This is a genomic window from Acinetobacter lwoffii (assembly GCF_024129855.1).
GTDB classification, from domain to species: domain Bacteria; phylum Pseudomonadota; class Gammaproteobacteria; order Pseudomonadales; family Moraxellaceae; genus Acinetobacter; species Acinetobacter lwoffii_L.
Window position 1 is genome coordinate 239,317 of sequence record NZ_JAMXXC010000002.1, and the last position, 21,775, is coordinate 261,091.

The 21,775-nt window shown below is 43.3% G+C and carries 22 protein-coding genes and 3 pseudogenes; 7 read left to right on the forward strand and 18 right to left on the reverse strand.

Going from position 1 to position 21,775, the window contains the following annotated elements; genetic code table 11:
- The first annotated feature begins 59 nt into the window (after positions 1-59).
- Positions 60-1,040 (forward strand): MBL fold metallo-hydrolase, encoded by a 981-nt coding sequence (locus tag NI465_RS02955; protein ID WP_005263573.1) that lies wholly within the window; start codon positions 60-62, stop codon positions 1,038-1,040.
- Positions 1,041-1,487: 447 nt separating this feature from the next.
- Positions 1,488-2,675 (forward strand): ammonium transporter, encoded by a 1,188-nt coding sequence (locus NI465_RS02960; RefSeq protein WP_191112550.1) that lies wholly within the window; start codon positions 1,488-1,490, stop codon positions 2,673-2,675.
- A 69-nt stretch (positions 2,676-2,744) separates the two neighbouring features.
- Here the strand turns inward: NI465_RS02960 and NI465_RS02965 are convergent, their stop codons facing one another.
- Positions 2,745-3,368, reverse strand: coding sequence for a LysE family translocator (locus NI465_RS02965; protein ID WP_004280739.1), 624 nt, complete (start codon positions 3,366-3,368; stop codon positions 2,745-2,747).
- Positions 3,369-3,471: 103 nt separating this feature from the next.
- Positions 3,472-3,654 carry an NF038215 family lipoprotein gene (locus NI465_RS02970; protein ID WP_005104073.1) on the reverse strand — a complete coding sequence of 61 codons (183 nt, stop codon included), beginning with the start codon at positions 3,652-3,654 and terminating at the stop codon, positions 3,472-3,474.
- A 180-nt stretch (positions 3,655-3,834) separates the two neighbouring features.
- Here NI465_RS02970 and NI465_RS02975 point away from each other — a divergent pair, with 180 nt between their 5' ends.
- Complete coding sequence (locus NI465_RS02975) at positions 3,835-4,716, forward strand: 1-aminocyclopropane-1-carboxylate deaminase/D-cysteine desulfhydrase (protein ID WP_253144245.1); 882 nt, start codon at positions 3,835-3,837, stop codon at positions 4,714-4,716.
- On the opposite strand, the gene NI465_RS02980 is transcribed toward NI465_RS02975, so the two are convergent.
- The gene (locus NI465_RS02980) at positions 4,713-5,036 is read right to left on the reverse strand and encodes a DUF4870 family protein (RefSeq protein WP_005106226.1); all 324 of its coding nucleotides are present in this window, start codon (positions 5,034-5,036) and stop codon (positions 4,713-4,715) included. The genes NI465_RS02975 and NI465_RS02980 overlap by 4 nt on opposite strands.
- Positions 5,037-5,223: 187 nt before the next feature.
- Between NI465_RS02980 and NI465_RS02985 the strand changes: the two genes are divergently transcribed.
- Positions 5,224-6,423, forward strand: a complete 1,200-nt coding sequence (locus NI465_RS02985; protein WP_253144247.1) for a BaiN/RdsA family NAD(P)/FAD-dependent oxidoreductase — start codon at positions 5,224-5,226, stop codon at positions 6,421-6,423.
- 29 nt (positions 6,424-6,452) lie between these two features.
- Here the strand turns inward: NI465_RS02985 and NI465_RS02990 are convergent, their stop codons facing one another.
- From NI465_RS02990 to NI465_RS16815, 8 genes and pseudogenes are all read right to left on the reverse strand, one after another.
- Complete coding sequence (locus NI465_RS02990; RefSeq protein WP_004645868.1) at positions 6,453-6,602, reverse strand: hypothetical protein; 150 nt, start codon at positions 6,600-6,602, stop codon at positions 6,453-6,455.
- Positions 6,603-6,731: 129 nt separating this feature from the next.
- Positions 6,732-6,899, reverse strand: a complete 168-nt coding sequence (locus tag NI465_RS02995; RefSeq protein ID WP_253144249.1) for a hypothetical protein — start codon at positions 6,897-6,899, stop codon at positions 6,732-6,734.
- A gap of 68 nt (positions 6,900-6,967) precedes the next feature.
- Positions 6,968-8,914 (reverse strand): mechanosensitive ion channel, encoded by a 1,947-nt coding sequence (locus tag NI465_RS03000; protein ID WP_253144251.1) that lies wholly within the window; start codon positions 8,912-8,914, stop codon positions 6,968-6,970.
- 201 nt (positions 8,915-9,115) lie between these two features.
- A complete protein-coding gene (locus NI465_RS03005; RefSeq protein WP_253144253.1) occupies positions 9,116-9,442 on the reverse strand; it encodes a hypothetical protein in 327 nt (108 codons plus the stop codon).
- Positions 9,443-9,580: 138 nt separating this feature from the next.
- Positions 9,581-10,396, reverse strand: coding sequence for an ethanolamine ammonia-lyase subunit EutC (eutC, locus tag NI465_RS03010; RefSeq protein WP_253144256.1), 816 nt, complete (start codon positions 10,394-10,396; stop codon positions 9,581-9,583).
- A gap of 9 nt (positions 10,397-10,405) precedes the next feature.
- The gene (locus tag NI465_RS03015) at positions 10,406-11,791 is read right to left on the reverse strand and encodes an ethanolamine ammonia-lyase subunit EutB (protein ID WP_253144258.1); all 1,386 of its coding nucleotides are present in this window, start codon (positions 11,789-11,791) and stop codon (positions 10,406-10,408) included.
- 25 nt (positions 11,792-11,816) lie between these two features.
- A pseudogene (gene eat / locus NI465_RS03020) lies at positions 11,817-12,953 on the reverse strand (ethanolamine permease); the annotation flags it as partial.
- Complete coding sequence (locus NI465_RS16815) at positions 12,926-13,057, reverse strand: hypothetical protein (protein ID WP_435575055.1); 132 nt, start codon at positions 13,055-13,057, stop codon at positions 12,926-12,928. The pseudogene eat and the gene NI465_RS16815, both read right to left, overlap by 28 nt.
- Before the next feature lie 149 nt (positions 13,058-13,206).
- Between NI465_RS16815 and NI465_RS03025 the strand changes: the two genes are divergently transcribed.
- Complete coding sequence (locus tag NI465_RS03025) at positions 13,207-13,629, forward strand: hypothetical protein (protein WP_004280758.1); 423 nt, start codon at positions 13,207-13,209, stop codon at positions 13,627-13,629.
- A gap of 109 nt (positions 13,630-13,738) precedes the next feature.
- A pseudogene (locus NI465_RS03030) lies at positions 13,739-14,101 on the forward strand (transposase domain-containing protein); the annotation flags it as partial.
- A gap of 174 nt (positions 14,102-14,275) precedes the next feature.
- Here NI465_RS03030 and NI465_RS03035 read toward each other — a convergent pair.
- The gene (locus tag NI465_RS03035; RefSeq protein WP_180180497.1) at positions 14,276-15,037 is read right to left on the reverse strand and encodes a ferredoxin--NADP reductase; all 762 of its coding nucleotides are present in this window, start codon (positions 15,035-15,037) and stop codon (positions 14,276-14,278) included.
- 86 nt (positions 15,038-15,123) lie between these two features.
- On the opposite strand from NI465_RS03035, the gene gigC reads away from it, so the two are divergent.
- The gene (gene gigC, locus NI465_RS03040) at positions 15,124-16,002 is read left to right on the forward strand and encodes a LysR family transcriptional regulator GigC (protein ID WP_004280761.1); all 879 of its coding nucleotides are present in this window, start codon (positions 15,124-15,126) and stop codon (positions 16,000-16,002) included.
- Between the two features lie 39 nt (positions 16,003-16,041).
- Here the strand turns inward: gigC and NI465_RS03045 are convergent, their stop codons facing one another.
- The 6 genes and pseudogenes from NI465_RS03045 to nuoM all read right to left on the reverse strand — a co-directional run bounded on the left by NI465_RS03045 (position 16,042) and on the right by nuoM (position 21,775).
- The gene (locus NI465_RS03045) at positions 16,042-16,764 is read right to left on the reverse strand and encodes a cold shock domain-containing protein (protein WP_243475181.1); all 723 of its coding nucleotides are present in this window, start codon (positions 16,762-16,764) and stop codon (positions 16,042-16,044) included.
- A 161-nt stretch (positions 16,765-16,925) separates the two neighbouring features.
- A pseudogene (locus NI465_RS03050) lies at positions 16,926-17,284 on the reverse strand (hypothetical protein).
- A 192-nt stretch (positions 17,285-17,476) separates the two neighbouring features.
- Positions 17,477-17,770 (reverse strand): cold shock domain-containing protein, encoded by a 294-nt coding sequence (locus NI465_RS03055; protein WP_004732065.1) that lies wholly within the window; start codon positions 17,768-17,770, stop codon positions 17,477-17,479.
- Positions 17,771-17,854: 84 nt separating this feature from the next.
- Complete coding sequence (gene upp / locus NI465_RS03060; protein ID WP_180086389.1) at positions 17,855-18,490, reverse strand: uracil phosphoribosyltransferase; 636 nt, start codon at positions 18,488-18,490, stop codon at positions 17,855-17,857.
- 123 nt (positions 18,491-18,613) lie between these two features.
- Positions 18,614-20,158, reverse strand: a complete 1,545-nt coding sequence (nuoN, locus tag NI465_RS03065; protein WP_253144260.1) for an NADH-quinone oxidoreductase subunit NuoN — start codon at positions 20,156-20,158, stop codon at positions 18,614-18,616.
- Between the two features lie 3 nt (positions 20,159-20,161).
- Positions 20,162-21,775, reverse strand: coding sequence for an NADH-quinone oxidoreductase subunit M (gene nuoM, locus NI465_RS03070; RefSeq protein ID WP_004280767.1), 1,614 nt, complete (start codon positions 21,773-21,775; stop codon positions 20,162-20,164).

Sequence of the window (21,775 nt, forward strand, 5' to 3'; positions counted from 1 at the left end):
CTTTTTTGCTGGCATCCGTGCTAATACATAGAATTGACTTTAATTACATAAGAATAGCTATGAAATACTTCACTTCTTCTCTCGTCGTGTCATTGCTTGCTTTAGGTTCAATGGCGGGTATCTCTCAAACACATGCACAATCCGTTTCTAGCACCCAACAACAAAAACAGGTTCCCGGTTATTATCAACATAACTTCGGGGATTACCAAATTACTGCCCTGCTAGATGGCACCAATTATCTGTCCAAAGCCTTATTTAAAGATATTCCAGCAGCTCAAGCCGACCAGATATTGAAAAAATACTACGTCGATCAAGCTAAAGGCATCCAAACCTCCGTGAATGCCTTTCTGGTCAATACAGCCAAGGAAATGGTTCTGGTCGATAGCGGGACTTCAAGCTGTAATGGTCCACACCTAGGTTCAGTGTATTCCAATTTAAAGGCTTCAGGGCATAAACCTGAACAGGTCAATGCCATCCTGCTCACGCATTTACATCCAGACCATGTATGCGGTATAAGTAATAATAGTGTTGCCAATTTTCCCAATGCCAACATTTATGTGTCTCAAGCTGAACTGGATTTCTGGATAAATCCCACAACGGTAGAAAAATTACCAAAAGCCAAGCAGGCAGGTTTTTTGGGCACAGTCGATAAAATCAAGAAAGCCATTGCACCCTATCAGGCCAAGAATCAGCTCAAAACCTTTAAAACTGGCGATAAAATCCATGCTTTCGATGTTATCAGTTCGGCTGGACATACACCGGGACATTTTGGTTTTAGCTTAAAATCTAAAGGTCAGCAGATGGTGTTTATTGGAGATATTGTGCACTCACATACGCTGCAGTTTGATCGCCCACAGACCGGCGTTGACTTTGATGTCGATCCGAAAAAGGCGATCGAAACCCGCTTAAAATATTTTGCTGAATATGCGAAAAATGGTCAGACGGTAGCAGCACCACATTTGCCATTTCCGGGGATTGGACATATTTATTCTAAAGACAATAAAAGCTATCAATGGATTCCGGTACATTTTAAAGATTAACTGAATATTTCAATAATTTATCTAAGCATGAAACCCTAATTTTTTAGGGTTTCATTTATTTTAAATATCCTTCAGCCAGATTCCCTAGGACTTGGTAAATTTAAAACTTGAATGACGCTTTGAAATTTAAAAGCAATGATTTCGTTTATTCTTAAATTTTTTCTTAAAAATCTTTCAATTTTTATGTGCACCTTTAGCATGCCTTTTTAGCACCGTTTTTCTTACGATAAAGATAAATACCTAAAAATATAATATAAATTTCAATTTTATGAACTCTTACCATGTCTTAGTTTGGTGCAAAAAAATAGCAACGTGCTTTATATCGAGTCTTATCAATTTCAAGAAATTCTTCATCAAAATTTCCCTTGCTTAGCCCTCTTCTACAATCAATTTGCCTCTATATACTGATTTTCTTTTGTGATCCCGCGCACTAAATTGGAACGCACCATGCAAAATATAGACTTATTATTTCTTCTTCTCGGTGCAGTTCTAGTGCTTGCCATGCATGCTGGATTTGCTTTTTTAGAGCTTGGAACAGTTCGACATAAAAACCAGGTCAATGCCCTAAGTAAAATTCTAACCGACTTTGCCATCTCCGCCATCGCCTATTTTTTAGTGGGCTACTATATTGCCTACGGTCAGCACTTTTTCCATGATGCTGCAACCTTGTCTGCCGATCATGGCTACAATCTCATGCGCTGTTTTTTCCTGTTGACCTTTGCTGCAGCAATTCCAGCGATTATCTCTGGAGGTATTGCAGAACGTGCCAAAATGCGTTCACAGGCTTTAGCCACCCTATTCCTGGTTGCGCTGATCTATCCGTTTTTTGAAGGTATGATCTGGAATGACAACCTTGGTTTTCAGGATTGGCTGACCCAGACGTTTGGTGCAAGTTTTCATGATTTTGCCGGTTCAGTTGTCGTTCATGCAATGGGCGGCTGGATCGCACTGGCTGCAGTAATCCTACTTGGTGCACGTCATGGCCGTTACAAAAAAGATGGCCGGATCACTGCACATCCTCCTTCATCGATTCCTTTTTTGGCTTTGGGTTCCTGGATTCTGATTGTTGGCTGGTTCGGCTTCAATGTCATGAGCGCGCAGCGGCTGGATGCCATCTCTGGACTGGTCGCCATTAATTCTTTGATGGCCATGGTCGGTGGAACAATAGCAGCCAAAGTTGCGGGGAAAGATGACCCGGGCTTCCTGCATAATGGTCCCTTAGCAGGTCTGGTGGCGATTTGTGCAGGATCAGACGTCGTTCATCCCTTGGGTGCTTTTTTTATCGGGATCAGCGCCGGCATTATTTTTGTGAAACTCTTTACCTATACCCAAAATAAACTCAAAGTGGATGATGTATTGGGGGTTTGGCCTTTGCATGGCGTTTGTGGTGCTTTTGGCGGATTAGCTGTGGGTATCTTCGGTCAGCAATGGCTTGGAGGAATGGGAGGAGTGTCTTTAATTTCACAACTCATAGGTACAGTGCTGGCGATTGTCATTGCTTTGGCGGGTGGTTTTTTGGTGTATGGCCTGCTTAAGGTTTTGATGGGTATTCGCCTGACTGAGGAAGAAGAGTTCAATGGTGCAGACTTGTCGATTCATCGTATTTCTGCTAATTCGGAAGAAAATACTTTTTAATAGACATAAAAAAAGCCTCTGCGACTAGGGGCTTTTTTTATTTATAAGCAGAGCATCTAGATGAAGTAATTACTTCATACCAAAAATTAATTTTAAGCCAAGTACCGTCATAACTGCGCCTGCTGCGCGGTCAAACAAAGCCTTAAACTTCAAATAAACACGACGTGGCTTTTCCGCAGATAATGCAACTGCGACTAGTGAACACCAGCCTGCATCAATAAAGAAACATAAGACAGGCAAAACAAAATAAAAATACGTTGGAATTTCTTTGGGCAATAACGCGGTAAAAATACTGGCCAGCACAATCGCAATTTTGGGATTGGACAACTGTGTGATTAAACCAGTGGTAAAAGCACGGCGTAAAGACATCTGTTTGCTAATGGTTGTATCCGCTTCGATCGGATCTTTGGCATGTTTAATGATTTTAAACGCCAACCAAAGTAAATATAAACCACCACAAATTTTTAAGGCCAGGTACGCTGAGGGTACAGCCAGTAAAAATGCCTGCAAACCGAGAACCGCCAGCAGACCAAAAATCGCTGCACCGAGACCAGTACCCAATGCAGTAAATAAACCATGTTTACGTGAAATGGCAATTGAATTTTTTGCCACATAAATAGAAGTTGGCCCGGGACTCATTGCGCCTAACATCAGGGCAAAAGCAATCGAACCTAAAATCCAGAATGATTCCACGAGATAACCTAACTTAAAAATTGAAGGGCTATTTTAAGCAAAAACCTGACAATTTGCTGTAAAAATTTCTGGATTTGTCATGAATTTCAACTATAGCAATTACTTAAGGTTTCAACTGATCCTGAGCACTCAAATGCTTGTCTAGCAGTTGATAATCCTGCTCATATACAGGTACGCCACCAATAATCATGGTACGGGTTTCTGTTTTAGGTTTATTCAACGCATCATCACAGCCCGACAGACTGAGCAGCATGCCGACCCACACAGCACAGGATAATATTTTCATTATTCTACCCTCCTCAGGGTTTCCTCTGTTTAGATTAGCATTGTTGTTTAAATAATCAGCGGAATATTTGTGACAATCTACAACCAATTCCATAGCTTTCAGCGAATAATGGCTTATTGAAAAACTTTGATTTTTAGCACTTCCGCTATAATGCCTCTATCATGAACTTTGCGAACTTTTATGTTTGAAACCATTGCCCAAAATATTCCAGATCAACAGATTAATTTTCACGATATTACTTTAATAATACGTCGTCTGGATCTGGTGCATCCACAAATCTCGGGCAACAAGTTTTTTAAACTGAAATATAATTTTCTTGAAGCCAAAAGACAGGGTTATCAGCATATTCTGAGTTTTGGAGGTGCTTATTCCAATCATATTGCTGCTACTGCATTTGCCGCACAGCAGTTTGGTTTTCAGAGTGTTGGAGTGATTCGGGGTGAAGAACTGGCTGATCGACCATTGAATCCAACATTAGCCACCGCCCAAGAATTCGGGATGCAGTTGCATTTCGTCAGTCGTGATGAATATCGGCGCAAGCAACAGCCTGAGTATTTGGCCGAACTCGCTCGACAATTTCCTGAACATTATGTGATTCCTGAAGGTGGAACCAATGCTTTGGCGATTCAAGGGTGTCAGGAAATATTAAAAGATAGCGATGCGCAATTTGATGTGATTTGTTGTGCAGTAGGCACCGGTGGCACCATCAGCGGATTGATCGAAGCCAGTTACGCGCATCAACAGATCTTAGGATTTTCCGCACTGAAAGGTTCATTTTTAAAAGATGAAGTCGCCCAACTAATGAATAAAACCAACTGGAACATTCTCGATGATTATTGCTGTGGTGGCTATGCCAAAACTAGTGCAGCCTTGGTACAGTTTATCCGGGATTTTGAAGCCGAATTTTCAATTCCACTGGAGCAGATCTACACGGCTAAAATGCTGATGGGGATTTTTGATCTGATCGAGAAAAATTATTTTCCGGCTGGGGCAAAACTGTTGGTGATTCATACTGGTGGTCTGCAAGGCCGTAATATTCCCTTTGGTTTTACAGCAACCTAAGCTTGAATCGGTTGATTATTATTTAAGGCAATTAACCCTTTGACCAAGCGGTAGATATGCCAGATAAAGACCAGAAATACAATTAGGAAACCAATCAAGATCACAGTCAATAAGCCACCGACGATATAGCCCAGCAAACTGATCCAGAAGGTTTTAATTTGCCAGTCGACATGACTTTCCAGCCAGGTACCGCGCATTTCATCACGCTTGATATAATTCATCACAATCGCAATAAATGGGGTCAGACCAAGAAAAAATCCTAAAATATAAAGAATATATGTAATCAGATTATATTGTTTTAAATCCTCCGCGCTTGCCATTCGCTTTTCCTTGTTATTATGTTTTTAGTTTGTACAAAAACTATGCATGAGTTTTAGATAGCTTTCAAATATTTTATGTTTAAAATACGCTGTAAATTTGCAATCACGGAACTGATTTTTCTGGAATAGAGAAAGCTGAAATAAAATTGTCTATAATGCTTCACTTTTCTTCTCCCTTGAGTGTGTGATGTCTTCCAAGCAATACGATGTTCTAGTCATAGGCGCCGGTGCCTCAGGTTTAATGACGGCGTATATGGCTGCGCAACGTGGGCGTAAAGTCGTGGTGGTGGAAAAAGCCAATAAGGTTGGCAAAAAAATCCTGATGTCTGGCGGTGGTAAATGTAATTTCACCAATCTGGAAGTCGAACCGAGCAATTACATTTCACACAATCCACATTTTGTGATTTCAGCTTTAACGCGTTATACCAACTGGGACTTTATCGGCTTGGTATGTGAATACGGCATTGCTTATGAAGAGCGCAAACATGGACAGCTGTTTACCTTAAATGGTGCAAAAGATATCTTGTCGATGCTGCTAGCGGAATGTGACAAAACCGGTCTGGTCGATATTAAAACCAGCTGCGAAGTGAAAGCAGTCAATCTAGTCGATGATCAAGGCTTTCAAGTGGCGACCTCACTAGGATATTTTGAAGTTGAATCTGTAGTCGTGGCATCTGGTGGTTTATCGATTCCTACGCTTGGCGGTTCAGGCATTGGCTATGAGATTGCAAAACAGTTTGGACATCACGTCTATCCAACCCGTGCCGGACTGGTTCCATTTACCTTCTCTGACGGATTTAAAGAAGTCACTACGCGCTTAAGCGGCAATGCCGTAGAAGCAACACTCTCCAATGAACTCAACAGCTTTACCGAAGCACTACTATTTACCCATCGTGGTTTGAGTGGGCCAAGTTCCCTGCAACTTTCCAATTACTGGAATGTCGGGCAGAGCTTTAAGGTAGATTTTCTTCCAAGTGTTGATCTGTTGGATTTCTTCAAATCCAAAAAACAAAGCCAGCCCAAAGTCTTGTTACGTACACTACTCAATGAATATTTACCGAAAAGTGTGCTGGCTGAATTACAAAATCTGATCTGGACTGAAAGCGCTGAAACTGCCATTGGTAATATCAGCGATGACAAGCTGGAACAGATTGCGGCACGTCTGCATGGCTTTGAAGTGAAACCTTCAGGAACTGAAGGCTACCGTACAGCGGAGGTGACTTTGGGTGGTGTAGACACTACAGAAATATCCTCAAAAACCATGGAAAGTAAAAAGCAGAAAGGCTTGTATTTTATTGGTGAAGTGCTGGATGTTACTGGTCATTTGGGCGGTTATAATTTCCAATGGGCATGGTCATCGGCACATGCCGCATCGGAATATATTTAATCAATAGATAATCTGGTTTGCTACTTAACTCATTCCAGATAGTCTGTTTTAAACAGGTTGAGATTGGCCGTATTTGTTAAACGGTCAATCGTCAGCTGCATTTTTTGAGCTTCTCGCAGAAATAGTGGTACGTCATCTGCTGAAGATGCCATGAATTTATGTTGGAGTGCTTTCCACATATTGTTGATCTCCTTTTCTTTATATTTTTAATGCAAGAAAAATACCAAAATCATTTTAGTATTCATTTGAATATTCTACATTTTTTAAAAATAAAATTCTATTTCTAGTGATTGAGCAGGATTGACTTCTCAGTTAAATTCATCTGTCTCTGGTATTTTCTTCTCCAGCTCTCGCTCAGACTGCTCTTCCTGTTTGCTCTTCACAAAAACAAATCGATAGGCAGCGGTAAAAAAGCCAATCGTAATTCCTGCAATGACTAAAGGAGCCAGAACTTTGTTAGGTTTCTTGGTATTCATTCATTTTTCCTTATGACTGAACAAAATCGACCACATGAGCGTGGTCGATTTTGCTTAAAGATAACAGGTTATTTCAGGTCATCTTTTTTCTGAGTTGAACGGTCAATATCGACATCTGGCTCTTTTTCTCCGGTTGAACCAAATGGGTTATTGGCTGGTGGATGAGTCGGATCGACTTTTACTGAATCTGGTACGGCCTGATCCGCATCCGGCTTGACAGGATCAATACCTAATGACTCATCATCCTGTGGTGCAGTGGTAAGGATTGCCGGGGTAGTATGGGATAAATCCGTACTCATAGGCGTACTCTTGTCTGAATCCTGATTTGGCACGATGCCTGCTCCTGGAGTTGTGATTGAGGAATCGCTAGTACCCGTAGCAGTTTGCGAACCACCAGAGGACTGGCTCATTGAGCTATCTGTAGAACTCATACCCATCGCCGCACCTGTAGTACCTGACATGTCGGCTGCACTTGTACCTGTGGTCTTGCTACCTAATCCAGAAAATATGCTGTTCTCAGCTTTTTCTTTGACTGGATTGGGTTCTTTAGCTTCTCGTTTGGCTTTATCAATCAAATCTGTGAGTACACGCTCCGCAGGTTGACGACCACCCAAACCAAATGCCAAGGCAAATGCCACTGCTACAGCACCCAAAGTTAGACCAAATGCCAAGTTAACAATTGAATCGGCAATACCCATGGCACGCAGACCCATTGCCACAACGAGTCCCATGATCAGAACACGAACCAGATTGGCTAACCAGCGTGAGCTGTTATATTCACCACGTTGTACGATATTCGCAACAATATTTGCCAGCCAGAAACCGATTACCAGAATCACCGCACCGAGCAGGATATTGGCACCGAAGTAGATGAACATTGCAATAAGACCACTGATCTGTTCAAAGCCCAGACGGTTCGCTGCTTCAGATACCGCAAATAGCATGGTGAATAAAACGATCAGGAAACCGACTACACTAGACAGTTTAGTCGTGCCTAAAAAACGCTGGATATCCAGTTTGGCAGGAATTTCATCAACACCTGTACCGGCAACTACTTCAACTACCAGACGTGCTACCAGTTTAGAGACCACATACGCCAGAATCAGAATCAACGCAGCAGCGATAATATTCGGAATGGCATTCATGATTTCATATAGCATGGCTGTAGCAGGCTGAGAAATGGCCTCGATACCCAATGCTTCAAATGCAATGATCAGTGCCGTAATGATCACCACGGCGAAGATAAATGACCCAATCACCTGAGAAACATTTGAGTTTTTGAAGATCCCTACTTTTTCAGCATGTTGCTGTACGTTCAGACTGTTTAATAGTCCTTCAACAATACCGCGCACAATTTTCGCCAGGATATAACCAACAAAAATGATGACTGCAGCAATGAAGATATTTGGTAAATAACTTACGACATCGGTCAGCATATTTTGAACTGGTAACAACAGACCGTTGAGACCCAAAATAGACAGCACGATTGGCAAGAACAGCAATAAAATTAACCAGTAAGCAATTTCACTGATGTTTTTACTAATCGGACTGACACCAACTTCAGCACTGAGTTTTTCATCCAGTTGCGTTCGGTCCAGCAGTTTTTGTAGCCCTATCTTTACCAGATTGGCCACAATCCAACCTATGAATCCGACTGCAATTGCACCTAGTAACTGCGGGATAAATAACAGGAACTGCTGGATCATATTACTGAATGGACCGCTGACACTGGTAAGATTAAGCACGTTCAGCGCACCAATCACGGCAATAATCAGAATAATCCAGAACACGACGCGGGCAATAATGCTCTCCACATTGGAGTGATGACCTGTCGCCGTATTTAAATGTGTATTGGTGCCCAGTTTTTGCAAGAGCTTTTTAACGCCTGCCGAGACCAGTAACGCAATGATCCAGCCAATTACTAATATGGCAATTGCACTAAGAATGGGATGGAACTGATCCCAGTAGTACATGGCATCGAAGCCTCCACGCGGGCTTCTCATATAATCATTCATGTTGTTCTACCCTCTTTGTTATTAAGCTATTTATCTGAAATCGGGGGCATCTCCCTGAAACAATCAGCCCCTTCTTCTTCCGAATTCATATTAGATTTGATGTTTTCAGACTCAAGCCAGGTAGATGGCACTACCTTAAAACATCACCATCCATTGCAAAAAAGCCCCAGTGGTTCACTAGAGCTTTTCAGGTATTTTCAGCTATTGAGTCGCCTGTCCATCAGTCGCAGTTGCTTCTGTGCTATCACCTACGGTTGCTGTAGCTTCCGTTCCATCATTCATGGTGGCGGTGCCTTGTGTAGGCTCACCGACTGGAGTTGAATTATTTGGGGTAGCAGGCTGTACATTCGGATTTGGATGTCCTGCAGGAGCATCATTCGCATCTGGATTCATGTCAGCAAACATATAGAACAGTAGTGCGAGTAAAAAAATACCGACCAAAATCAAGATATAAACAGGAATACGCTTTTTTTGCGTTACATCTGCCTGATGATTTAAAGGTGGTTTTTTATTGAAATCATCGACCATAACCATCCTCACTCTTTGTTATTCATAAGTAGATTTTTAGAATAACAAGCTGTGAATAGGGCTTCTGTGACAAAACATGGTGAGATGGTGACGGGATGTAAGTCACTAATCCATCAGAATTCTCAGCTAGATGCTGCTTTAAAATAGTCGTTTGGCCGGGCTATGTTGTACGTCGACAGGGGTTTGGTGTTCATCTTTCAACTGCACCCCTGAAAGCTGTAATTCACAGGATTTACACATCAGTGCGACCAGTCGCTGGATAGCAAGTGGATAGGTCAGGCCCGCAGAACGGACATTAGAAATACAGTTGCGCAAGGCATCATGACAACCTTTAAAAGCATTATAAGTGTAGTAAATTCCCATACTGTCCGGTGAGCTCAAACCCGGCCGTTCGCCAATCAGCATGACCAGCATTTTCGCCTGTAAAATTTCTGCCACTTCATCGCCTAGTGCCACACGACTGCCACGGGCAATCATTAAGGGGGCAATCTGCCAACCTTGTTCTTTGTATGCCTCCAGCAACGCTGGAATAAAATGCAAGCTGTTTTCCTCAATGGCACGTGCCGACAGCCCATCTCCTACAATGATGACCACATCCCAATGTTGCTGATGTTCGGCCCGGTATTGCCGCAACATCATTTTGGATTGTTCTGAAAGCACACGCCCAAGATCGGGACGTTTAAGATAAAGGTCCTTTTCCACAGCCTGACTTTCAATATCCAGAATGGGTAGTCCTGTTTTACTCAAACCAGCTTTTAAAGATTCAACATCAAGTGGCTTCAGTACCGCATCTTTGGCTTGCGCATGTGCCAACTGAAATTCCTGACTTGGTCGAGTCGGCAAGCTGCCCCCAGTTCGACCTAAGGCAATCCGTGCATCAGTAAAGGCTTTTAACTTCTGCCAGGGATTATCCTGCAATTGAGACTCAAATTTCACATCAGCAATTAGTTTCATAGCACTTCTTCAAGACAAGATCAGACGTGAAAATTGCTTCGGCAATTCGGTCGGCCAGTGCAACTGATTAGACTGTTGCGCCAAAATTCCCTGCTGCTCCAGCCAGTGGTCAAATTCAGGAGCTGGTTTCAGTCCTAATAACTGTCGAATATAAAGAGCATCATGAAAGGATGTCGTCTGATAGTTCAGCATCACATCATCTGAACCGGGAATCCCCATGATAAAATTCAATCCGGCATTGGCAAGCAAGGTCAGCAGTATATCCATATCATCCTGATCGGCATAGGCATGATTGGTGTAGCAAATATCACAGCCCATTGGCACACCGAGCAGCTTGCCACAGAAATGATCTTCCAGCCCGGCCCGGATAATCTGCTTGCCGTTATACAGATATTCTGGCCCGATAAAGCCGACTACAGTATTGACCAGCAAGGGATTAAACTTACGCGCCACGGCGTAGGCACGCGCTTCCAAAGTCTGCTGGTCCACGCCATGATGCCCATTGCTAGACAAGGCACTGCCCTGTCCGGTTTCAAAATACATGACATTTTGGCCCACGGTGCCGCGTTGCAGGCTTAGAGCGGCTTCATAACCTTCCTGTAACAGCGCCAGATTGATGCCGAAACCGGTATTGGCTTTTTCGGTTCCCGCAATAGACTGAAACATTAAATCAATCGGAACATTTTTATTGGCGAGCTGAATGCCGGAAGTGATATGGGTCAAAACACAAGATTGAGTCGGAATATCATATTCCTGAATAACGTGATCGAGTAGTTTGAGCAGCTCAGTCAAATTCTGCAGATTATCTGTAGCTGGGTTGATTCCGATGACTGCATCACCATTGCCGTACATCAGCCCATCCAGAATAGATGCAGAAATTCCCATCAAATCATCAGTCGGATGGTTCGGCTGCAAACGTGTCGACAGATGACCTTCCAGACCAATGGTATTTCTAAAACGTGTGATTACACGACATTTTTTTGCCACCAGAATCAGATCCTGATTGCGCATAATTTTGCTCACTGCTGCGACCATTTCCGGAATCAAGCCCATTTTTAAAGCAGCAAGTTTTTCTGTGGTGGCATCTGCACTCAGCAGCCAGTTACGAAAATCCCCCACAGTAAAATGCGAGATCGGATAAAAAGCATCGGCATCATGTTCATCCATAATCAGGCGGGTGATTTCATCCGCCTCATAAGGAATCACAGCTTCATGCAAAAACTGCTGTAACGGTACTTCTGCCAGACACATTTGTGCAGCGACACGCTCGGTTGCATCCACGGCCGCAATCCCTGCCAGCTGATCACCAGAACGTTCAGGCGTAGCCTTGGCCAATAAGGTTTTTAAATCCTCAAAGACATAATGCTGACTGGCCACATTGATCTGATACAGCATAAGCGTATTCTCCCTGCAAGATGGTTTATTTCAATTCCTTTTCTGCTGCCTCGATACGGACAAATTCTTCTTCCGGTGTACCGGCCACCAGATGATGACGGCTATACAGTAGGAAATAGAGAATCAGTGCCACGTAAATAGCGGCTGCCATTAACCAGACTTTTGGATCGACCAGAAAGCCTGCAACCACTGCAATCGCAGCAAGTACCAGCGCAATGGACGCAGTCACAATACCGCCCGGTGCTTTATACGGACGTGCCAGATTTGGTCGAGACAGTTTAAGCTTGATGTAGGACATCATCATCAAGACATAGGAAATCGTAGCACCAAAGACCGCCATCAGAATCAGCAAATCACCTTCACCTGAAAGGGATAGCAGGAATCCAATAATGCCCGGAATAATAATGGCCAAATAAGGTGCATGATTGCTGTTGGTTAAGGACAATTTTTTCGGTAAATAACCGGCACGTGAGAGCGCAAAAATTTGACGGGAATAGGCATAGATAATCGAGAAGAAACTGGCAATCAGACCCGCCAGCCCAACAAAATTCACGAAACTTGCCATCCAAGTATTGGCCCCATAAACCGCTACTAAAGCATCAACCAGTGGCGCACCGGAATCTTTCAGCGTATCTGCACCTGCTGCGCCAGGACCGAGTAACAAAATACTTAGCGCAAAGAATGCCAGAATCAGCATGGAACCAATCAGGCCACGCGGCAAGGATTTAGCTGGCTCTTTGGCCTCCTCTGCTGCCAGCAGCACCCCTTCAACTGCCAGAAAAAACCAGATCGCATAAGGCACTGCTGCCCAGATGCCCAGATAGCCCAATGGTAGGAAACTGCTTGCACCCGCCGCTTCCGTACTGACCGCAATATCAAACAGGTTTGCACTATTAAAATGGGGCAACATGCCAAAGATGAACACCATCAAGGCTACCGCAGCAATTGCGGTAATCACAAACATGATTTTGAGTGCCTCACCGGCACCTTTCAGATGCAAGCCCATAAACACCAGATAGCTCACCAGATAAATGATCCAGCCGCCAATACCAAACAGGGCTTCGCAATAGGCACCAATGAAACAGGCAATTGCTGCCGGTGCGATAGCATATTCAATCAGGATGGCACTTCCGGTCAGATAGCCGCCAAAGGGACCAAAAGCAGCCAGCCTACAGCACCTTTCTTGAACTGGCGCAAGGCAAAATAATCTTCTTGTACTGCTGTTTCAGTCACACTGGCATCAATCACACTTTTTGACTCTGACATAGCAACCTCGTTGTTTTTATCGTTGTTCCCTGAAGATATGCATAAGCCATACCAGTTCCGCAGGCTTTAGTGAAGACAGTTGAGACGCTGCCTTTCAGCGATGAAATGCGTTATAATTATCCACCTTCTCATTTATACACCCGAGTTATATGGCGTATCGTCAACAAAGTGTATCGCTTGATCTTGATACTGACGTCACACATCAATGTACGCTGCACTACAGCCGTGATCAGCATCTGATTGGAATTATTGAATTTAGCAAGCCAAGCTTCCTGCTTCGCTGGCAGGATCTGGAATATTTCCGTCGTCGTACCGAAGAATTTTCCGTGATGCCTTTTCCGGACTGTGTGAATGCGATGATTATCGATATTCGAGATGTGACAGCATGGCTGGATAATGAAGTGCCGATTATTCCATGGCGTTTACTGGAAGAAGACTGTCCAGTGCGCCTGGTGGTGCCTGCAGACCGTATTGAGCACTATGCCGGATTTTTTGAACCGACCTGGCTCAGTCCCGATGTCGAAACCGCCATTCAGGAAATCCGTGAATCAATGGATATGTTTGTGCATTAAGCTTGAATCGAAAAAACCTCCGCAATGGGCAATGCTGTTTACTTAAGCATTTGAATCATTTTGGAATTCATTAGAGAATCCGATGTCAGGTTTGGCATCGGATTTTTTTATGGTATTTCAGCAGGATATTTTAGATCTTAACAATCTGTTTAAGCTCTCGAATCTGAGTACTTTTATTCACAATATCCCCGTTGAGTGGGTCAAGTCCACACTCAGATTGAGCAGTCCCGCGACTATTCGCAGGCGGTGCTTGCCTGCGGATCAGGTACTTTGGCTGGTTCTTGGAATGGCGATTTTCCGTGATGTCCTCATCCATGAAGCAGCAAGAAGACTCAATATTTGCACTCAGTGGTTAGCCTCTTATGACTTGCTGACGCGCATTAGTCTAACCAATACACGTAAACATCTTGGTGCAGATTCTGTGGAGTGGCTATTTCACCAGACCGATCAGCACTGGGGACAAGAGCATTATCCGGCTGGGCTGTCGGAACTTAGACAGGGATAGGTAGTTTGTTTTAGAGAGGCCTACAAGGCTTCGGAGAGTCAAAATGTTAAAAAACCGTTATCCCTTAGATCACAATGCCGCTCCTGTTAAAGGAACCGCATTGCCTTCAAGCAGGGGGTTTTGCTCGTAAATCCTTCAACCTTACCAGTAATTCTCGACCGCAATATTTCCTTCACCACGACGGTTCATGGTCAGGCCACGAGCTTTTAAGGCTTCTTTGGTATCATCGACCATATCCGGGTTACCACAAAGCATGACATGCGTCGTTTCCGGATTAAACGCGATACCTGCTGCCTTTTCCAGCTCACCATTGGCAATCAAAATCGGTAAACGGTCGTGCAAAGGTGCATCAGGCTCACGGGTAATAATCGGGATAAACTTAAAACCGGTATGTCCTTCACCAAAGGTCTCGGCGATTTCCTGAATCCGGTCTACATAAGCGAGTTCTGCCCGGGTGCGCACACTATAAACCAGATTGATTTTTTCGTATTTGCTCCAGGTTTCAAAGTCTTGCAACATACAAATAAACGGTGCCAGCCCCGTGCCGGTACCCAGTAACCACAAGTCTTTAGGCAAAGGCAATTGATAACGTGCCAGAGTCAGATAACCATAAGGAATTTTTTCCAGATGCAGCACATCCCCGACTTTGAGGTGCTGTAAATTGGAAGTAAATTTACCTTCTGGAACGACAATCGAGAAAAACTCCAGAGTTTCATCAAAAGGAGATGACACTACCGAATAGGCACGAACCACCAGTTCATCCCCCACTTGCAAACCAATACGCGCAAACTGCCCTGCCGTAAATTTGAAATGTGCCGGGCGTGTCATCGTAAAACTAAATAATGTATTGGTCCAACGGTGTACAGATAAAACTTTTTCTCGGGTAAATTTTTCAATTGACATGATTTCAACGTGGCATGAAAGACTATGCTCATGGTAGCATGGCAACATAATTTATTAATATTTTTTTAAATGTTAAGGCTCTACTCATGCGCATGACTTTACGCCAATTGGCTGTTTTTGTAGCAGTGGCACAAGAGGGTACCGTAACGAAGGCTAGCGATGCCGTCAAGCTTACACAAAGTGCGGCTAGTATGGCTTTAGCAGATCTGGAAGATGGTCTGGGTGCTCCACTATTTGACCGTCTAGGCAAACGTTTACAGCTGAATGACCTGGGGCGCTTTCTTCTCCCTCAAGCCCTGGAAATTTTAGGTCGTTGTGAATCTTTTGAACAAGTCGCTAAAGGTGAGCTTCAAAGTATCGATTTACGTTTAGGTGCAACCCTGACGATTTCAGATTACCTGATTCCTGACCTAATGGCCGATTTCTTGAAAATCAAGCCGCAAGCACATTTACAGCTTCAAGTCGGTAATACCCGTCAAATGATTGAAGCGGTGAATCAGTTCCAGCTGGATCTTGCCTTAATTGAAGGTTCATGTCATTTGCCACAGCTCCAATGTATCCATTGGCGTGATGATGAGCTGGCTGTGTGCTGTGCGCCAGACCACCCTCTTGCGCAATTGAACCGTGAACTAACCGCTGAAGATTTCAAATCTGTAGAATGGATTTTGCGTGAAGAAGGTTCAGGTACCCGTGAGGTGTTTGACAATGCCATCTTGAAAGATGTACCAGATGCCAATATCCGTCTAACACTCGGTCATAATGAAGCGATTTTAAAAATTGTAGCGGGCGGAATTGGTATGTCCTGCATTTCCAAACTTGCGATTGAGCCTTTACGTGAAAAAGGTCAACTGGTAATTCTGGATACACCATTCTGGTCGCTGACTCGTCCGCTGTTCATGCTGGTACATCGCCAGAAATATCAGGGTCCAGGTCTGAGAGCCTTTATGAATTTTTGTGAAAGCTAAAATATGAAAAGCACCTTAAGGTGCTTTTTTTATGATTCATCAAAACTGACTTTCACATGGTATCCCATCTCCGTCACCATCCATTTTGGTATTTGGACAGTTACGAATAAAAAATAATGCTTCCTCATAAGAACCCATCTGACTACAGTGTTCCCGACCATCGCATTTAAATTGAGATACAGATGGCGAAGCCGTTGCTGAAGTTTTTATATTAACGGGGTTACTTTGGATTCTTAACTCAGCACCACGATTTTCCAGGTTCTTCCTGCCCTGCTCAGATAATCCTTGCATAGGTAGATCACCTTGCGCTGCTCGCTGCTCAGCGACAATTCGTTGCTGCTCTACCATCAGTCCTTCAAGCTTTTGCTGTTTTTGAACTTGGTAGCTTTGGTATTTGTTATAAACAAGAGCAGCAAGAATCACAATAATCACCAGTCCTGATATTGTGATTATTTTTGATGTAGTTGATGATTTTTTCTTTTCATAACGTGGAGAAGCTCTGGTTTCAATATCTCTATGTAGATCATTATTCTGCGAAACAGGCATCGTTGCTTTAACATCCAAGCGAACAATATGGTCCGCCTTAAACTTTCCATTCTCTTCTACAATTAAAAACTTTAATTTTTCCCCAATTCTTGGCGGAATATTTTTATTGGGAAAGTCTTTGACGTGAAAAAATAAATCTTTAGATTGTCCTTCGATCTGAATAAAACCAAAACCACGATCTTCGTTATAGGTTTTGATTTTCCCCTCTTGAAACATAATTCGCTCTTATCTTTAATATTTTTTATGATTGTAATCAAAAAGAGAATGAAAATCTTTTGTAAAATTCTCTAAAGCAGAAACACAAAAACTAGATGTGCATCTTATAGCGGAAGAATAGATCCCTAGTTAAAAGTAAAAAATTAAAATTTCTTTTTTATTTATACTTCACCAAAAATCATAAACCCAACAGCTGATGCCATTGCCAACCAAAGGGCGGACTAAAGAAAAGTGAATTACGTACAGGAACAGCGACTGTGGGTGCCAAGGATTGCAAGGCGACGACTTCTGGCACAAATTCATCCTGCACTTTAATATCTAGACGTACCATGTTGTCTAATGTCATGCTGCCTTGTTGGGGAATGATTCTAAATTTAAGCCGCTCTCCAATTTGTGGTTCAATTTCAGGCGAAGGTAAATCCTGTAACTCGAAACTTAAATCTTGAGCTTCTCCTATCAACTCCAAAGTACCCATACCACGTTCGGAATCGTAAGTTTTAATTTTTCCATCCGTAAACATGACACTTTTCTCTATAGAATTCATTTAATTTGTATTCTAAGCCAACGGAAATGTTCAGCATTGTTGCTGTTTGGTGGATTTTTTATGTGCTGGCTGTCTCTTTGAATATCTAAACGGTGGCACTATAAAAAAGAGGCTCGAAAGCCTCTTTTTAAATGTGACTAAACACGATTTAAGTATGAAGATTATCCATTAACCACGGAAGTTATTTAACAATGCCGATGTAATTGATTTATTGTGTGTCGCCACTTTGGTTTTTTTAGCTTTCTTTGAGTTGTCTTCGACACGTTCAATCTTAATCGCTTTGTACTTATCGCCATTTTCAACAACATTAAATTTTACGCGTTCATTACGTTTTGGCTCGCCTTCTGCCGCAGGGAAGTCTGAAATATGGAAGAATACATCTCCCTCAGCGCAGCCAATAAAACCGAAACCTTTGGCAGGGTCATACTGTTTGATTTTGCCCTGATACAATTCATCTTTCATGCTATTGTCCTATCCTGAAAATGCCCTGTCTACATTATATAAAAAAGAGGCTGTAGTAGCCCCTTTTTTCATCATATTCAAAAATTAGTCTTTTTGAACTGAACCAAAGATTTTATCGCCAGCATCGCCAAGACCTGGAACGATATAACCATTTTCATTTAAGCCATTATCGATAGAAGCCGTAAAAATCACGACATCCGGATGCGTAGCTTCTACGCGCTTAATGCCTTCTGGTGCAGCAACCAGAACCATCACACGAATGTCTTTACAGCCGCTGACTTTCAGTACATCAATTGCAGCTACTAAAGAAGAACCTGTCGCCAACATTGGATCAATGATCATCGCGATACGGTTTTGTACATCTGGAACCAGTTTTTTATAATAGGTACGTGCTTCCAGAGTTTCTTCATCACGCTCTAAACCAAGTACCGATACTTTTGCACTTGGAATCAGGTTCAGGAAACCGTCAAGCATTCCAATACCGGCACGTAAAATTGGCACAACCGTGATTTTTTTACCCGCGATACGGTCAACTGTAACAGCACCATTCCAGCCATCAATGTCATGTTCAACCATTGGCAGGTCTTTAGTTGCTTCATAAGTTAGAAGCATGGTCACTTCTTGAGCTAACTCACGGAAATTCTTGGTACTGATATCTGCACGACGGAGTAAACCAAGCTTATGTCGAATGAGTGGATGACGGATTTCATGGATTGCCACGGGAGAACACCTAAAAGGTTAAAGATAAATTTCCGCTATTATAAAGGCTTTTATTGATTTGTATAAATAAAAAAGCCCCCAATCATGGAGGCTTTTTTGTAATAACGTCAATCTTTACAGATATTAGTTAAAACCACTTTGAACCAAAGTGAAAATGAACTGTTGCAATTCAGGTGACATGGCAAAGAATGCATATTTAGACACTGCAATCACCGGATCTGGGTAGACACCGATCACAAGTACCGCAAGCGCAGCAAGAAGTACCATGATACCACCGACTTTTTGACCCCAATGATTCACCGCATCTAGACGTGGTGTTTCAGGTGGTGTCATGTAAAGTACAACCATTACGCGCAGGTAGTAATACAAACCGATACCAGAACCCAAGATAACCATCGCAGTCAGGAACCAGGCTTCGCCTGCAACCGCAGTTTTAATTACCAGGAACTTACCGATAAAGCCGGCAGTTAAAGGAATACCTGCAAGAGACAGCATCATCACCGTCAATACAGCAGTCAATACTGGACGGCGCCAGAACAGACCACGGTATTCAGCCAGACTACCCGCTTCATCCGTATTGTTATACGGACTAGACATCAGCGTAACAACACCGAACGCACCGATCGTGGTTAATACATAAGTAATCACGTAGACGTTTACACTTTCAAAAGTCGCGAAACCTTGAACTTGTAAGAAATCCGTATTACGTGAACTTACGATGGCAACCAGCAAATAACCAAAGTGTGCAATTGAAGAGTATGCCAGGATACGTTTCAAGTTCACTTGGCGAACCGCCAGCAGGTTACCTGCAAGGATAGACAGAACTGCAATGATTGAAATGATCGTTACGAAGCTGTCTGCCAGAATTAGACCCGAAGACAACGCATAACGAACAAACAGACCAATCATGGCTACTTTCGCAACAGTCGCAAGGAAAGTCGCGATTGGCGCTGGTGCACCAGCATATACGTCTGGTGTCCATTTGTGGAATGGTGCCAGCGATAATTTAAATGCTACTGCAAATACAATTAATGCCAGACCAATCACGACAGCCGGTTGACTGAATACAGTAAACAGTTTGCCTGGTTCAGCCACGAAACTTAAAGTACCTGTATATGCATAAATATATGCCATACCCATGAGCAGCATTGCTGACGCAGTTGCTGAAAGCACCAGATATTTCACACCCGCTTCAAGCGATTGAGAACGTTGATGTGTATATGCCAACAAGCCATATACAGGAATCGACATCAACTCAAGGCTGATAAAGAATGATGCATAGTGTGAGCTAGCCACCATTAGCATGGCACCCGCAACGGATGTCAGCATCAGGATATATAACTCTTCACGGTTATCTTTATAGGTTTCGATATACGCGTGAGATAGCGTTGCACATGCAAGTGCAGCAATCAGGACCACAAACTGGTACAGCATCGTAAATGGATCTACGATGAACAGATTCATCACGTTGGCAGGTGCAAACACGCCTGCCAACAAAACGAAAATGATATAGAACGCAGCAAGGTTTAAACCAATCACCGTGGTGGTAGCCACCAAGTTATGGTTACGCTTGATTGCGGTCAGCAACATCACGACGATCGCAGTTAACGACACGATCATCACAGGTGCTAGAGGCATAAGCTCAGAAAAAGACATTGTGAAGTTCATGGCTTATTGGATCTCCACATTTTCAAGTTGAGTCGTTACTTGATCAGCAACTTCAACCACTTCTTGAACTGGAATGTAGCTATTCGCTAACCACGCCATGCTTGAGTTAGAAACGTCAAGGAAGCTTTGTGGATATAGACCAAGCCAAAGTAGACCAAACGCACAGATCAACAATAATGCGATTTCACGTGCATTTAGATCTTTTAATGGATTTGTATAGTGCTGCTGTTGTGCTTCATTTGGTACACCAAACAGGGCTTTGTGAATCAGGATCAAACCGTACAAACCCGCAAATACCAAGCTGATTGCCGCAAGAATGGTAAACGCCGGAAATTTCGCATAAGCACCCATCAGGATCAGGAACTCACCAATGAAGTTACCTAGACCTGGAATACCAACCAACGCCGCAACGAAGAACATCAGGAAGAATGCAAGATACGGGAATTGACCACGCATACCACCCATCAAACGCATATCACGCGTATGCACACGCTCATATACCTGACCACACATAATGAACAGTGCAGCAGATGAAATACCATGTGCCAACATCATGATCATCAGACCTTGGAAGGTCAGGATGTTACCTGCGTAGATCGCAAGTAAAACGAAGCCCATGTGTGAAATAGAGGTATAAGCCAACAGGCGTTTCATGTCGGTTTGCTGGAAAGCACACCAAGCACCGTAGAAAATACCGATTAAACCAAGAATGATTGCGAAGTCTGCAAACTGTGCAGACGCTGCCGGGAAGAACGGAATCACGAAACGTAATAAACCGTACGCCGCAGTCTTAATCAAGATACCTGCAAGATCGACAGAACCCGCAGTTGGTGCTTGTGCATGTGCATCTGGTAACCAGCCGTGTAATGGGAAAACTGGAAGTTTTACCGCAAAACCGATGAATAAACAGATCATGAATGCATAAGCCACCGCTGGCGCCTGAGCGTCAAGCGTATTCGCCACACCTAATAGATAGTTGTAGTCGAAACGGATTTCGCCAGTCATGGTATAGCCCACAGTCACCAGACCAAGGATACCAATCAGCATCACCAAACCGGCAACCTGCGTGTAAATGAAGAACTTGTTAGCTGCATAAACACGTGACTTGCCCTCTGCCCCTTTATGACCCCAAAGGGCAATCAGGAAGTAGATCGGCACCAGCATCATCTCCCAGAAGAAGAAGAACAGGAATAAGTCAATCGCCAGAAACACACCGATGACACCACCTAAAGACCATAAAAGGTTCAAGTGGAAGAAACCAACGTTCTTTTGAATCTCGCCCCATGAACAGCCTACTGCCAATACACCCAGGAGTGCAGTCAAGCCAACCATAAGAAGTGATAAACCATCCACTGCTAAGTGAATGTTAATGCCCAGGGTTTGAATCCAAGGCAATTTGAATTCGGCAGCCCACGAAGGTGTAGCACCGCCTAATTCATAGTTGTAAGTACCAGTCTGCCAAAGGACTATGGTCAAGACCAAGGTCACCAGCATACCGATCAGCGCGATATAACGCGGCAAGTGTTGGTCGAGTTTATCGACCAACCAGCATATGAAACCTGCAATGAACGGAATGAGGATCAGAGCCGGCAAAATAATATTGTTTGGAGCTTCCAT